This is a genomic window from Spirillospora albida (genome assembly GCF_000718255.1).
GTDB lineage: Bacteria > Actinomycetota > Actinomycetes > Streptosporangiales > Streptosporangiaceae > Spirillospora > Spirillospora albida.
This window is the reverse complement of sequence record NZ_JOFJ01000011.1, coordinates 130,650-144,774: the sequence shown is the minus strand read 5'-3', so window position 1 is coordinate 144,774 and position 14,125 is coordinate 130,650. Positions and strand designations below refer to the sequence as shown.

General features: G+C 72.3%; 15 protein-coding genes. 11 read left to right on the top strand and 4 right to left on the bottom strand.

Features of this window, described 5'->3' with window-relative positions:
- Positions 1-24: 24 nt before the first annotated feature.
- From IE99_RS0116180 to IE99_RS0116165, 4 genes are all read left to right on the top strand, one after another.
- A complete protein-coding gene (locus tag IE99_RS0116180) occupies positions 25-1,029 on the top strand; it encodes an NAD-dependent epimerase/dehydratase family protein (protein ID WP_030170722.1) in 1,005 nt (334 codons plus the stop codon).
- A gap of 49 nt (positions 1,030-1,078) precedes the next feature.
- A complete protein-coding gene (locus tag IE99_RS0116175) occupies positions 1,079-2,701 on the top strand; it encodes an alkaline phosphatase D family protein (RefSeq protein ID WP_030170718.1) in 1,623 nt (540 codons plus the stop codon).
- A 415-nt stretch (positions 2,702-3,116) separates the two neighbouring features.
- Positions 3,117-4,427, top strand: coding sequence for an NYN domain-containing protein (locus tag IE99_RS0116170; RefSeq protein WP_030170715.1), 1,311 nt, complete (start codon positions 3,117-3,119; stop codon positions 4,425-4,427).
- A gap of 80 nt (positions 4,428-4,507) precedes the next feature.
- Positions 4,508-5,149, top strand: a complete 642-nt coding sequence (locus IE99_RS0116165) for a tetratricopeptide repeat protein (RefSeq protein WP_030170711.1) — start codon at positions 4,508-4,510, stop codon at positions 5,147-5,149.
- A gap of 23 nt (positions 5,150-5,172) precedes the next feature.
- Here the strand turns inward: IE99_RS0116165 and IE99_RS0116160 are convergent, their stop codons facing one another.
- The gene (locus tag IE99_RS0116160) at positions 5,173-5,721 is read right to left on the bottom strand and encodes a hypothetical protein (RefSeq protein ID WP_030170707.1); all 549 of its coding nucleotides are present in this window, start codon (positions 5,719-5,721) and stop codon (positions 5,173-5,175) included.
- A 60-nt stretch (positions 5,722-5,781) separates the two neighbouring features.
- On the opposite strand from IE99_RS0116160, the gene pyrE reads away from it, so the two are divergent.
- Positions 5,782-6,318, top strand: a complete 537-nt coding sequence (gene pyrE / locus IE99_RS0116155; protein ID WP_030170705.1) for an orotate phosphoribosyltransferase — start codon at positions 5,782-5,784, stop codon at positions 6,316-6,318.
- Positions 6,319-6,324: 6 nt separating this feature from the next.
- On the opposite strand, the gene IE99_RS0116150 is transcribed toward pyrE, so the two are convergent.
- Together IE99_RS0116150 and IE99_RS0116145 are read right to left on the bottom strand one after the other, a co-directional pair.
- Positions 6,325-6,705, bottom strand: a complete 381-nt coding sequence (locus IE99_RS0116150) for a hypothetical protein (RefSeq protein WP_157610343.1) — start codon at positions 6,703-6,705, stop codon at positions 6,325-6,327.
- An 81-nt stretch (positions 6,706-6,786) separates the two neighbouring features.
- Positions 6,787-7,527 carry a DedA family protein gene (locus IE99_RS0116145; RefSeq protein ID WP_051712570.1) on the bottom strand — a complete coding sequence of 247 codons (741 nt, stop codon included), beginning with the start codon at positions 7,525-7,527 and terminating at the stop codon, positions 6,787-6,789.
- A gap of 262 nt (positions 7,528-7,789) precedes the next feature.
- Between IE99_RS0116145 and fbaA the strand changes: the two genes are divergently transcribed.
- The 6 genes from fbaA (at position 7,790) to IE99_RS0116115 (ending at position 12,904) form a co-directional block, all read left to right on the top strand.
- Entirely contained in the window at positions 7,790-8,812 is a 1,023-nt protein-coding gene (gene fbaA, locus IE99_RS0116140) for a class II fructose-bisphosphate aldolase (protein ID WP_030170695.1), read from the top strand.
- Positions 8,813-8,885: 73 nt separating this feature from the next.
- Entirely contained in the window at positions 8,886-9,338 is a 453-nt protein-coding gene (locus IE99_RS0116135; protein WP_030170692.1) for a winged helix-turn-helix transcriptional regulator, read from the top strand.
- A gap of 71 nt (positions 9,339-9,409) precedes the next feature.
- On the top strand, positions 9,410-9,961 hold the full coding sequence (locus IE99_RS0116130) for a GNAT family N-acetyltransferase (protein WP_084219536.1): 552 nt from the start codon (positions 9,410-9,412) through the stop codon (positions 9,959-9,961).
- Positions 9,962-10,008: 47 nt separating this feature from the next.
- Complete coding sequence (locus tag IE99_RS0116125; RefSeq protein WP_030170687.1) at positions 10,009-10,428, top strand: DUF3151 domain-containing protein; 420 nt, start codon at positions 10,009-10,011, stop codon at positions 10,426-10,428.
- Between the two features lie 311 nt (positions 10,429-10,739).
- Entirely contained in the window at positions 10,740-12,023 is a 1,284-nt protein-coding gene (locus IE99_RS0116120; protein ID WP_030170683.1) for an adenylosuccinate synthase, read from the top strand.
- A gap of 47 nt (positions 12,024-12,070) precedes the next feature.
- On the top strand, positions 12,071-12,904 hold the full coding sequence (locus tag IE99_RS0116115; RefSeq protein ID WP_030170680.1) for a glycerophosphodiester phosphodiesterase family protein: 834 nt from the start codon (positions 12,071-12,073) through the stop codon (positions 12,902-12,904).
- Here IE99_RS0116115 and corA read toward each other — a convergent pair whose 3' ends face one another.
- A complete protein-coding gene (gene corA / locus IE99_RS0116110; protein WP_030170677.1) occupies positions 12,905-14,002 on the bottom strand; it encodes a magnesium/cobalt transporter CorA in 1,098 nt (365 codons plus the stop codon).
- Positions 14,003-14,125: the final 123 nt, after the last annotated feature.

Sequence of the window (14,125 nt, the reverse complement as noted above, 5' to 3'; positions counted from 1 at the left end):
CGCCGACCGGGCACAGTCGCGACCATGAGGATCCTGATGCTGGGCGGAACGGAATTCGTGGGCCGGGCCATCACCGAGGACGCGCTCGCGCGGGGCTGGGAGGTGACCGTCTTCCACCGGGGACGGCTTGAACCGCCGGCGGGCGCGCGGTCCCTCCACGGCGACCGCACCGAGCCCGGCGGGCTCGCCCTCCTCGCGGCGCGCGACGGAGAGGACGGATGGGACGCCGTGATCGACACCTGGTCCGCGGCGCCCTCGGTCGTGCGGGACGCGGCCCGGCTCCTGGCGGGCCGCGCCGGACGGTACGTCTACATCTCCAGCCGCTCGGTGTACCGGTACCCCCTCCCCGCCGGCTCCGACGAGGGGGCGCCGCTGTTCGACGCGTCCCCCGACGACGGCGACGTCGAGTACGCGAAGGCGAAGCGGGGCGGGGAGCTCGCGGCGGAGGCCGCGTTCGGCGACCGGACGCTGCACGTCCGGGCCGGGCTGATCCTGGGCCCGTACGAGAACATCGGGCGTCTGCCCTGGTGGCTGGGGCGCGTCGCGCGGGGCGGCCGGGTGGCGGCTCCCGGGCCGCGCGGCCTGGCCGTCCAGTACATCGACGTCCGCGACCTGGCGGCCTGGACGCTGGACGCCGTGGAGAAGGGTCTCGCCGGCCCCTACGACCTGGTCGGCCCGGCCGGGCGCACCACGATGGAGGCGCTCCTCACCGCCTGCGCCGAGACGACCGGCTCGGACGCGGAGTTCGTGTGGCTCGACCCGGATCGGATACTCGACGCCGGTGTCGAGCCCTGGACGGACCTTCCCATCTGGCTGCCGCCCGGCGAGGCGCACGACAGCATGCACGGGGCGGACGTCGGCAAGGCGATCGCCTCCGGGCTCCGCTGCCGTCCCGTGGAGGAGACCGTCGCCGACACATGGGCATGGCTCCAGGAGATCGGGGGACGGGCTCCCCAGCGTCCGGACCGCCCTGACGTGGGACTCTCCCGAGAAGCAGAGGAAAAGCTGCTGAGATCGGCTCAGCCGTGACCCCGGATCGGTGGACGCGGACGCCCCGGACCGGATACAGAGACGTGATATGACCGCTTTGGTAATCGGGCCGCTCCTCCGGCACGTGAGCGCGCACACCGCGACGATCTGGGTGGAGACCGATCGTCCCTGCGAGGTCCGCGTCGTCTCCGCCGAACACGGGGTCGACTCGGGGACCCGCACCTTCACCGTGCACGGCCACCACTACGCGCTCGTCGAACTGGACGGGCTGGACGTGGGCGCCCGGATCCCGTACGAGGTTCGCGTCGACGGCGAGACCGTCTGGCCGGAACCCGGCTCGGCGTTCCCCCCCAGCCAGATCAGGACGCTCGACCCGGAGGGCGGGCTCCGCATCTCGTTCGGGTCCTGCCGCCGCTCCCCCGGCACGGTCGAGCAGTTCGGGCACGACGCGCTCACCGCGTTCGCGCACCGGCTGCGGGAAGGCGGGGAATGGCCCGACATCCTCCTCATGGTGGGCGACCAGGTGTACGCGGACGAGCTGAGCGACGAGATGCGCGCGTTCATCCGCGGCCGCCGCTCGCCGGAGGAGGCGCCCGTCGACGAGGCGGCCGACTTCGAGGACTACACGCACCTCTACGAACTGGCGTGGAGCGCCGACCCGGCCGTGCGGTGGCTGCTGTCCACCGTCCCCACGTTCACGATCTTCGACGACCACGACATCCGTGACGACTGGAACACCTCGCACGCGTGGCGGGAGGAGATGTGGACGCAGCCGTGGTGGCGGGCGCGCATCACCGGCGGCATCTCGTCCTACTGGATCTACCAGCACATCGGGAACCTGTCACCGGAGGAGCGCGCGTCCGACCCGGTCTACGGGGCGGTGCTGAAGGCGTCCGGTGACGCGGGCGGCTTCCTGGACGAGTTCGCCGAGCGCGCCGACCGGGAGCCGGCGACCGCGCGGTGGAGCTACGCGCACGACTGGGGCGGCACGCGGCTCATCGTCGTGGACAGCCGCTGCTCCCGGCTGCTGACCGCCGACCGGCGCGGCATGCTCGACGACGAGGAGTTCCGCTGGCTCGACGGGCGCGTCCAGGGCGGCATGGACCATCTCCTGATCGCGAGCTCCCTGCCGTACCTCCTGCCCGGGGCGATCCACCACGCGGAGGCGTGGAACGAGGCGGTCGCCGCGGGAGCGTGGGGCCGGCGCGGGGCGCGCCTCGGCGAGAAGATCCGGCAGGGCGCCGACCTGGAGCACTGGGCGGCGTTCGAGCGGTCGTTCCGGAGACTCGCGGACGAGGTCGCGGCGGTGGGGCGCGGCGAGCGCGGCCCGGCACCGGCGAGCGTCTCCTTCCTCTCCGGCGACATCCACTACTCGTACCTGGCCCGGGTCATCGACGAGAACCTGCGGTCGGAGGTGTCGCAGATCGTCTGCTCCCCCCTGCGCAACCCCCTCGTCGGCGTGTTCCGGTGGGCGAACCGGATCGCGTGCGCGCGCGCGTCCGCGGGCCCGTTCCGGATGCTCGCCAAGCTGGCGAAGGTGCCCGCCCCGCCGCTGCGGTGGCGCCTCACCGACGGCCCCTGGTTCGACAACGCGATCGCCACCGTCACCCTCTCGGGACGGGACTGCCGGGTCATCTGGGAGACACCGGGGCGGAAGGGGACGCTCGGCACCATGGGCCGCGCAGCGGTGACCCGCTCACCCTCGGGATAGAAGTCGATTACCCGGCCGCGAGGCGCGGCGGCGTCCCGTGATCCCGTCCCAGCGGGATCACGGGGCCCTCCGCACCGGGGTTCACGTGCCGCCGCGACCGGACCGGCGACCCGCGTCCGCTCGTAAAGATCAGGCGGATCCTCGGGGCGGAGCCGAATCGGCTGGTAGCGTCCGCCGCGGTTGCCCATTCGTCGTTACCGGGGAGTCGCGAAGCGGCGCGACGGCATGAAAGAGTGCGAATCGCCGTATCGGTCCAGGGCCTTGTGAGCTTCACTACTCTGGAGGCGCCCGGGTCATGACGCCGGCCCGCGTCCCGGGGCGGCGAGGACACGCCGTCGACGTGGTCACCCTCGGCGGCCTGACCGTGGAGTGGGCGCTTGAACAGGCCCCATGTTGAGGAAGGGCGGTGTGTCGCATGGATCGCTGCGCGCTGTTCGTGGACGCCGGCTACCTGCTGGCCGACGGCGCCATGGCGGTGCACGGCACCCGCCATCGCGAGACCGTCTCGTGGGACTACAGCGGCCTGCTGCAGCTCCTCGGCAACCTCGCCCGTGAACGCACCGGACTGCCGCTCCTGCGCTGCTACTGGTACGAGGCGACGGTCGAGGGCCGCCGGTCGCCCGCGCACGACGCGCTCGCCGACCTGCCCGGACTGAAGCTCCGGCTCGGACGCATCCGCCCCGGCCGCCGCGAGGGCGTCGACACCGAGATCCACCGCGACCTGATGGCGCTCGCCCGCAACCGCGCGCTCGCCGACGCGGTCGTCGTCAGCGGCGACGAGGACCTCGCCCAGGTGGTCGCCGACGCGCAGGACCTCGGGGTCCGCGTGACGATCGTGCACGTCGCCGCCGACGGCAACTGGACCATCTCCCGGGTGCTGCGCCAGGAGTGCGACGACCTGATCGAGATCGGCGCCGGCCATCTGCGGCCCTATGTCAGCCTCCTCGCCGGCATGGACTCCTCGTCCACCGGCCCGAGCCCGCTGTCGAACGGCCACGGCTCCGCCAACGGCTCCGGCCTCGGCTCCCTCCAGCCCGCCTCGCACAACGGCCCGCCGCCCGCGTCGCCGATCGGCGACCGGCCGCCGGCCGCGATCCGCGATCTCGGCCCCGCGATGACCGGCGGGACGAGCGGCCTCGGCTCGGGCCCGCTCCCGCTGCCGGGCAGCGGGCCGGGCGGCTCCGCGCTCGGTACCGGCGGGCAGCCGCTCCAGGCGGCCCCGGCGTCCGCCCCGGCCTCCATGCAGACCTCGATGCCGAACTCCCTGCAGAACCCGGCGCACAACCCGGTGCCGAACCCGATGCAGAACCCGCTCCCTTCGAACCCGCTGCCGTCGAACCCGATGCCGCCGGGCCAGTACGGCGGCCCCGTCCCGGCGCCGTCCCCGCCGCCTCCGCCGCAGTCGATGCCGGAGAGCCGGCCGCACGGTCCCTACACGGGCCCGCAGCAGCTGTCGCCCGTCCCGTCCGCGCAGAACGCGCCGACGCTCGCGGACGCGGTGAAGGCCGCGCACCAGGAGGGCCAGGACTTCGGCGAGTCCGTCGCCCGCGACGCGCCCGCCCTGTGGCTGGAGGCCGTCCTGGCCCGCAAGCCGCGGATGCCGTCCGACCTCGAGGCCCGGCTGCTGCAGGGGTCCTCGCTGCCGATCGACTTCCTGCTGCACGACGAGGTGCGGCACGCGCTGCGCCGCGGGTTCTGGGACGCGCTGGAGCGTTCGCGCCGGTAGCGGTACGCGCATAGCGCCATAGTTCACGATCATCAGCGATTCGCCCGCTTCGCTGGGCGACCGGCGGGTAGCGTTGAGGCGTGACGCATGTGACGGAAGACGATCTCGACGACCTGGAGTTCGACACCCTTCGCACCGGCGATCACATCTCGGCGGCTCGCCGGCTGGCCGAGCTGGCCGAGACGGTGTCGAGCGGGGTGTCGCGTGCCAACGTGCTGCTGCGGGCGGGCGAGCAGTGGCAGCACGCGGGCGATCACGGCCGTGCCGCCGAGTTCTACCGCCGCGCGCTGGACGACGGCGGCGAGACCTACGGCGACCCGCGCGCCTACCTGGCCGACGCCCTGTTCGAACTGGGCGAGGCCGGGGAGGCCCGCAAGCTCCTCGACCAGATCCGCGAGGACGCGCCCCGCGACCCCGAGGTCTACCGGGCCGTGGCGGAGGTCCTCTACGCCCACGAGGACCCGGTCGGCGCGCACGACTGGGCGACGGCGGGCGCCGACGTCGTGCTGACGCTGCGCGACCAGGCGGTCGGCACCGGCCTCGGCGGCGCCCCGGGCGAGAACGACGCCCCCGAGTCCCTGACGCCGGGCCCCGACGATGTGGCGCTGGCGGAGGACAGCCTCGAGGCCCTCCTCCGTCTCCGCTACCGCGCCCGCCTGGATCTGGGCCGTCCGGAGGACGACTACGACGCCCTCTTGGACGATCTGCTCAAGAACGCCTGACCGCCCGGCCGCCGGGCGGCGGGTCAGAGGCCGGCGATCAGCCGAGCGAGGGTCTCGGCGAGCGGGGCGCCGGACGCCGGCGCCGCCTCGGCCGTGGTCCAGCCGCGCAGGCGGGCCTCTCTGAGCGCCGCCTCGGTCATATGGTCCTGTGCGGTCCGGAGGTAGACGCAGGGCGCCTCGGGCCAATCCGGAGGGATCGGGGTCTGCGTTCCGGCGTGCGCGCCCGTGGGGGCCTCTGAGTGTTCTTCCGCGTGGTCGTGGTCGTGGGCGCGGCGGGGCCGGGGCAGGTCCGCGTCCACGAACACGTATGCGCCGACGGCGCGGTGCGCGGCACGCTGGGCGAGCGCCACGGCGGGCACCAGCGGCCCGGCGGCGCCCCGCGCGACGAGGACCAGCGGTTGCGGCGGCGCCGCCGCCGCGATCAGCAGGGACGCCCGCGCGACGTAGCGGGGGCCGGAGCCCTCGGCGTCCGGGACGATCACGGTCAGGCCGGCGGCCCGCAGCTCGCCCGGGAGGTCGCCCCACGCGGCGGCGCCCGCGGTGTGCAGCAGGACGAGCGAACCCGGCGTCATGTCTGCCCTCCCGGCGGTGGCCCCCGCTGAACCGTGTCCGGGGGTGAATAGGGTTCTTCCGTGAGCGATCGTGATGAGCTGCTGAAGCAGATCAAGGATAAGGCCGTGGTGCACGGCGACTTCGTGCTGTCGTCGGGGAAGCGCGCGTCCTGGTACGTGGATCTGCGGCGGGTGACGCTGGACGGGGCGGTGGCGCCCCTCGTCGGGCGGGTGATGCTGGACGCGACCGCCGACCTCGACTACGAGGCGGTGGGCGGCCTCACGCTCGGCGCCGACCCGGTCGCGACCGCGATGCTGCACGCGGCGGCCGCGCGGGGCCGGAGGCTGGACGCGTTCGTCGTCCGCAAGGCCGGCAAGGCGCACGGGCTGCAGCGCCGCATCGAGGGCCCGGACGTCGCGGGGCGCCGCGTCCTCGCCGTGGAGGACACCTCGACGACCGGCGGGTCGGTCCTGACCGCCGTGGAGGCGCTGCGCGAGGCGGGCGCCGAGGTGGTGGCGGTCGCGACCATCCTCGAGCGCGGCGCCGCGGAGCGGATCGCCGCGGAGGGCCTGGAGTACCGCCACCCCTACGAGGTCGGCGACCTCGCACTCGGCTGACGGCCGTCAGTCGCGGGCGCGGACGAACCACTGGCCGCGCTGCCCGTCGGGCTTTTGCGCCTGTGTCTCGCCGTAGATCACCACTTCGAGGGAGCCGCCGTTGGCGGCCACCACGTTGAGGGGGGCCTTCTGGTACTGGCGGGTGTCGCCGGTCTTGAGGGTCTCGTTGGTGAGCACCTCGCCGCCGCCCCCCGCCACCTTCACGAACACCGTGGTGGGCCCGCCCGTCACGGTGATCTTCAGTGGCAGCCGCGCCGCCGGTGTGCCGGAGTCCTTTTTGGACTTGCCCGGCTCAGCGGACGGCGAGGCGGTCACCGGCCCCTTCGGGTCGGGTTCGCCTGAGATCGCGTTGACCAGAGCGATGCCGCCCACCACGAGCAGAGCCAAGGCGAGCACCACGGCTAGCGCCGCGATCAGTATGCGCGCGAGACCACGAGGGTCCGACCGATGACGTCCCACATGGGGAGGTTAGCGATAACTGTCACCGCTGAGCGACGGACGTGACTCTTCAGAGGCATTCTTGTTCGTACCGTTGTGCGCAGCGTGCTTCCCATGGCTCCGTCCGCGCATGACCTCGCGGATGATCGGGATGACCGACAGAACAAGGATTACGGCCACGCCGGGCAGGATGTAGTGCTCGATGTCGGGCACCTTGGCGCCGAGGAAGTGGCCCAGCAGGAACAGCGAGTCGGTCCACAGGACGGCGCCGACGCAGTTCCAGACGAAGAACTTCTTCGTGTCCATCCCGAGCATCCCGGCGAGCGGGTTGAGGAACGTCCGCACGATCGGGATGAAGCGGGCCAGGACGACGGCCTTCGCGGGGCCGAACCGGTTGAAGTAGTGCTCGGCCTTGTGCACCCACTCCTGCTTGAAGATGCGGGAGTCGGGGCGGTCGAAGAGCCGGCGCCCGTAGTGGGCGCCGAGCCAGTGGCCGAGCTGGGCGCCGGCGATCGCCGCGATCGGGCCGCCGAACAGCAGCCACGGCAGCGACAGCGGCTGGAAATCCTGCCCGTTGACGGTGGAGACCGCCGTGAGGATCCCCGCCGTGAACAGCAGCGAGTCGCCCGGCAGGATGCAGCCGAACAGCAGTCCGGTCTCCGCGAAGATGATGGCGATGACGCCGATCGTCGCGAACGTGCCGAAGAGCTGCAGCCATGCGGTCGGGTGCAGCCACTCGGTGATGCTGAGGGAGATGAACGTGAGATCCACACCGCGAGCGTACCCGGCATCCCGCTGCGTTTCGGGAATAAGCGGGAGCCCGCCGTACTGGCCGGGCGGGGAGAATTCGAGATACTGACGGTGTGGCTGCCCCCGGGCGTGCTCGGCGGGCATCGCGACGCCATACTGATCGTGGACGGCATGCCTCACCCGGAGCCGCGCGACCGGTGCCCTGACCTCGGCCGCGGCCGTGGGGGTGCAGCCGCCCGGCCGATGCCCGGCGGCACCGCTGCGTGAGAAAGGACGCTGACACATGCCCATCGCAACGCCCGAGATCTACGCGGAGATGCTCGACCGTGCCAAGCAGGAGGGCTTCGCCTACCCCGCCATCAACGTGACGTCCAGCCAGACGCTGAACGCCGCGCTGCGCGGATTCGCGGAGGCCGAGAGCGACGGGATCGTCCAGGTGTCCACGGGCGGCGCCGAGTATCTGTCCGGCTCCACGGTGAAGGACATGGTGGTCGGCTCCACCGCGCTCGCCGAGTACGCGCGCGTGGTCGCGGCGAAGTACCCGGTGAACATCGCCCTGCACACCGACCACTGCCCGAAGGACAAGCTGGACGGCTTCATGCGTCCGCTGATCAAGATCTCCCAGGAGCGGGTGGCGCGCGGCGAGGAGCCGCTGTTCCAGTCGCACATGTGGGACGGCTCCGCCGTCGAGCTGGGCGAGAACCTGGAGATCGCCGCCGAGCTGCTGGAGCAGTGCGCCAAGGCGAAGATCATCATGGAGATGGAGATCGGCGTCGTCGGCGGCGAGGAGGACGGCGTCGCCAACGAGATCAACGAGAAGCTCTACACGACCGCCGAGGACGCCCTGGCCACCGCCCGCGCGGTCGGTGTTGGCGAGAAGGGCCGCTACATCCTCGCGGCCACCTTCGGGAACGTGCACGGCGTCTACAAGCCGGGCTCGGTCAAGCTCCGCCCGGAGGTCCTGAAGGAGATCCAGGACGCGGTGGGCGCCGAGTACGGCAAGGAAAAGCCGTTCGACCTGGTGTTCCACGGCGGATCCGGCTCGTCCCTGGAGGAGATCCGCGAGGCGGTGTCGTACGGCGTCATCAAGATGAACGTCGACACCGACACCCAGTACGCGTTCACCCGCCCGGTCGCCGAGCACATGTTCCGCAACTACGACGGCGTGCTGAAGGTCGACGGCGAGGTCGGCAACAAGAAGCAGTACGACCCGCGCTCGTGGGGCAAGGCCGCCGAGACCTCGATGGCCGCCCGCATCGTCGAGGCCGCCGAGTCCCTCCAGTCGGCCGGCAGGAAGATCAAGTAGCACTCCCGCGGAGAGCCCGGGACGTTTCGTCCGGGCTCTCCGCCTTTTCGCGGGACTGGATACCGTGGGCGTTGTGGCCCTCCCTCGCACGTACGCATCGCAGAACTGCTCGGTCGCGCGTGCGCTGGAGGTCGTGGGCGACCGCTGGACGATCCTGGTGATCCGCAGCGCGTTCGAGGGCGTGCGCCGCTTCGACGACTTCCAGGACGTCCTGGGCGTGGCCAGGAACGTCCTCACCGACCGGCTGGCCCGGCTCTGCGACGAGGGCCTGATGCGCCGCGTCCCGTACCAGGAGCGCCCGGAACGGCACGAGTACCGCCTGACCCGCAAGGGCGTGGAGCTGTGGCCCGCGATGATGGCGCTCATGATGTGGGGCGACCGGCACTACGCGCCGGACGGCCCGCCGCTGGTCGTCGGCCATCGCGGCTGTTCCGGCGCGCTGACCGCGTCGTTCACGTGCGACGCCTGCGGAGCGAGCCTCGGCCCGTCCGATGTGGACCCGCGTCCGGGGCCCGGCACGGCCTGATCCGGCCATTCTCGAATCCCGTTCTAGAAACCCCTTGCAGGGACGGGATCCCTTGCGCTGCAATAAGTTGCATGAAGCAACTCAATGGCGAGTCGCTGACCGCGACGATCCCCGCGCCCGTATCCGTCCCGTGGACGCCCACCCTCGAGGACGTCCGGATCCGCCCCTACGGCGCGGGAGACCGGGAGCGGCTCCGCCGCCTGTCCGGACGGCTCTCCAAGGCGTCCCTCTACACGCGGTTCTTCTCCGGGACGCCCTGCCTGCCCGAGCACTTCGTCCGGTCCATGGACCACCTGGACCACTGGGACCGCGAGGCCATGGTCGCCTTACTCGGCGGTGAGATCATCGGTATCGCCGAGTACATCCGGGACGCGCGCCGTCCCGGCCGCGCCGAGATCGCCGTCCTGGTCGCCGACCTGTGGCAGCGCCTCGGGCTCGGCAGCGTCCTGATCGCCGATCTCGCGGGCCTCGCGGAGCGGCGCGGCATCCACGAGTTCGACGCCGATGTGGTGCTGGAGAACCGCGGCGCTCTCGACGCGGTCCGCCGGAGCTGGCCGGCCGCCCGCGCCGCCGTCGCGGGCGGCGCGGCCCGATTCCGGCTGCCGCTTCCGATACCGGTCTGACCTGCGGGTGAGGGGCGGAGTGGTGCCCGGCGGCTCCGCTGCCTACGATGACCCGCATGAGCCAGAACCTGCTCGGCGGGCCGCCTCCGACCGAACTGCCGGACAACGTGCCCGCCCGCGAGGCCCTGGAGAGCGGCGTCGACCCGTTCGAGGTGGCCGCGCGCCACCCCGACCACCCGGGCGCCTGGGCGGAGCTCGCCGACCGCGCCTTCGCGAAGGGCGACGTCATCGACTCCTACGCGTTCGCCCGCACCGGCTACCACCGCGGCCTCGACCAGCTGCGCCGCGCCGGCTGGAAGGGCCAGGGCCCGGTCCCCTGGGAGCACGGCCCGAACCGCGGCTTCCTCCGCGCCCTGCACGCCCTGGGCCGCGCCGCCGCCGCCATCGGCGAGGACGCCGAGGCCGAGCGCTGCCGCGCCTTCCTGAAGGACAGCAGCCCCACCGCCGCCGAAGTCCTCAGCGGCTGACCGAAGGCATCGGACGCGCAGGGCACACGATCAGCGACCGCACCATCGCCGCAACCGTCAACCGGCCGGAACCGTCGCGATCGCGAGCGAAGCCGGGTTCGAGCTTGCGAGAACCTGATCGCGCAGCGAGCCCCCAGGCGAGCCGGAGCGATGCAGCGATCGCACGCAGTGCCCGTAGAAGGAAGGCGCCCAAGCGCCTGACGCCGAGGGCACTGCAATAAGCACGGCGCTGCTAGGATTACTGCGCAAGAGGCCCCTTCGCGCGCGTGCTTGCGGCGACCGGGGCCTTCGTCGTGGGAAGGGAAAGTGGCATGCCTGCCATCGTTCTTGTCGGGGCCCAATGGGGAGATGAGGGCAAGGGCAAGGCCACGGACCTGCTCGGCGGAGACGTCGACTACGTCGTCCGTTACCAGGGCGGCAACAACGCCGGGCACACCGTGGTCATCGGCGACAAGAGCTACGCGCTGCACCTGCTGCCCTCGGGGGTGCTGTCGCCCGACGTGGTGCCGGTGATCGGCAACGGCGTCGTGATCGACCCCGCGGTCCTGCTGCAGGAGATCGACGGCCTGCGCGACCGCGGCATCACCTGCGAGCGGCTGCTGATCTCGGGCAACGCGCACCTGATCATGCCCCACCACCGGGCGCTCGACAAGGTGACCGAGCGGTACCTCGGGAAGGCGCGGATCGGCACGACGGGACGCGGCATCGGCCCGGCCTACGCCGACAAGATCAACCGGATGGGCATCCGGGTGCAGGACCTGTTCGACCCGAACATCCTGACGCAGAAGCTCGACCTGTCGCTGCGCGAGAAGAACCAGGTCCTGACGAAGGTCTACAACCGGCGGCGGATCGACACCGGTCCGATCGTCCAGGAGTACCTGGCGTACGGGGAGCGGCTGAAGCCGTTCATCGCGGACACCGAGCTGGTGCTCAACCGCGCCCTGGACGACGGCAAGGTCGTCCTGCTGGAGGGCGCCCAGGGCACGCTCCTGGACATCGACCACGGCACGTACCCGTTCGTGACGTCGTCCAGCCCGACGGCGGGCGGCGCGTGCGCGGGGTCGGGCGTCGGCCCCACCAAGATCACCCGGGTGATCGGCATCCTGAAGGCGTACACGACGCGGGTCGGCTCGGGGCCGTTCCCGACGGAGCTGCTGGACGAGCAGGGCGAGTTCCTCCGCACGACCGGCGGCGAGTACGGCGTCACGACCGGGCGCGACCGGCGCTGCGGCTGGTTCGACGCCGTCATCGCCCGGTACGCGACGCGGGTGAACGGCATCACGGACTACTTCCTGACGAAGCTGGACGTCCTGTCCGGGCTGGAGCGCGTCCCGGTGTGCGTCGCCTACGAGGTCGACGGCGAGCGGGTCGACGAGATGCCCACGACGCAGACCGAGTTCCACCACGCCAAGCCGATCCTGGAGTACCTGGACGGCTGGCGGGAGGACATCACGGCCGCGCGGACGTTCGACGACCTGCCGAAGAACGCGCAGGCGTACGTCCGGGCGGTGGAGGAGATGTCGGGTGCGCGGATCTCCGCGATCGGTGTGGGTCCGGGCCGCGACCAGACGCTGTCCCTGCGTCCGCTCGTCTGACCGTCCCCGCGCCCGCACGAGCGTTCCCGCGCGATAGCGTGCCTGCCGTGACCCCAACCCCTGGAACGGTCGAGGTGCACGGGCACCGGGGAGCGCGCGGTCTCTCCCCCGAGAACACCCTGCCCGGTTTCGCGCACGCGCTGACGCTCGGCGTCGACACGATCGAACTGGACGTCGGCTGGACGGCCGACGGCGTGCTCGTCCTGAACCACGACCAGCGGCTGTCGCCGGCGAACCTGGCGGACACCGCGCCCGTCCGGCCCGGCGACCCGGCGTTCCCCTACGTCGGCAAGCCGCTGCGGGAGCTGACGTTCGAGCAGGTCCGGACGGTCGAGGCGGGCCTCGGGCCGAACCCGCTGCCGGGCACCCGGATCCCGACGCTGGACGAGGCGTGCGCGCTGCTCGGCCCGTCCGGCGTGGGCCTGTCGGTGGAGCTGAAGACCGACCCCGGCTGGCCCGACGGCGAGATCGCCCGGTTCACCTCCGCGGTCGTGGGCGTGCTGCGCGCGGCGGGCCTGACGAAGCGGTCGCGGCTGCTGGCGTTCGACTGGCGGGTGCTGCTGGAGGCGCCCGCCGACCTCGGCCGGGTCGCGCTGATCGAGCGGAGGACGCTCGGGCCCGGCACCCGGTGGCTGGCGGGCCTGCCGCCGGACGACCCGGTCGCGGCGGCCGCGTCGATCGGCGCGACGGCCCTGTCCCCGGAGGACGCGCTGACGACGCCGGGCCTGGTGGAGGCGGCGCACGCGCGCGGCCTCCCGGTGATCGTCTGGACGGTCAACGACCCGGACGAGATGACCCGGTTCATCAAGTACGGGGTGAACGGGATCGTCACCGACCACCCCGACCGGCTGCGCCGCGTCCTGCGCGAGCGGAGCGCGTAGCTACAGCCAGCCGTTGCGGCGGAACCCGCGGTAGAGGGAGAGGCAGGCGACCGCGATGACACCGAGGATCATCGGGTAGCCGTACTCCCACTTCGTCTCCGGCATGAACTCGAAGTTCATGCCGTAGACGCCCGCGATCGCCGTCGGCACCATGAAGATCGCACCCCAGGCGGAGATCTTGCGCATGTCCTGGTTGTCGGCGACGGTCACCTGCGTCATGTGGGCCTGCAGGATCGGGTTGAGCAGCTCGTCGTAGGACTCGACCTGCTCGCGGACGCGGGTGAGGTGGTCCTCGACGTCGCGGAGGTACTCGCGGATCTCGGCGGGCACGAACCGGCGGCCGGACAGGCCGCGCAGCGGCCCGGCGAGCGGCCCCACCGCCCGCTTGAGCTGGATCACCTCGCGCTTGAGCCGGTAGATGCGGCGGGACTCGTCGGTGCGCTCGGGCGAGAAGACGGCCTCCTCGACCTCGTCGATGTCCTCCTGGACCGCGTCGGCGACGCAGACGTAGCCGTCCACGACCCGGTCGGTGACGGCGTGCACGACGGCGGCGGGGCCGAGCGCGAGCCGCGCGGGATCGCTCTCCAGCCGGGACCGGACGGGGCCGAGGGAGCCGTGCGCGCCGTGCCGGACGGTGACGACGAAGTCCGGCCCGCAGAAGATCATGATCTCGCCGGTCTCGACGACCTCAGTGCCGTCCGCGCCGGAGGAGACGTAGCCGACGGTCTTCATCACGACGAAGTTGACGCCGTCGTAGCGTTCGAGCTTGGGCCGCTGGTGGGCCTTGATGGCGTCCTCGACGGCGAGCGGGTGCAGGCCGAACACCTCGGCGAGCTCGGTCAGCTCGGCCTCGGACGGCTCGTGCAGCCCGACCCAGACGAACCCGGCGCTGTCGCCGTCGGGGACGAGGCGGCCGTCGCGGATGAGGCGGACGGCGTCGGCGACGGTCCCGGTGGAGACGCGGTGGCCGTCGATGTAGGCGGCCCAGTCGATGACGGCGGTGTCGCGGCCGCGCGCGGCGGTCCCGGCGCTCGGCCGGCTCCTCGTCTTGAACAGTGCCTTCGTCGCGCGGCCTGGACGGACTCGTGTCATGGCCATGAGGTGCTCCTAACCCGCCGGCCGCACGCACGCAGGGACGCGCTCGACCCGGGCTGAGCGGCGAGGAAGCCGGATCAGCGCGGGGAGCGCGCGCGGGCGTCGGCCGGACTCCAGATGGAGGCG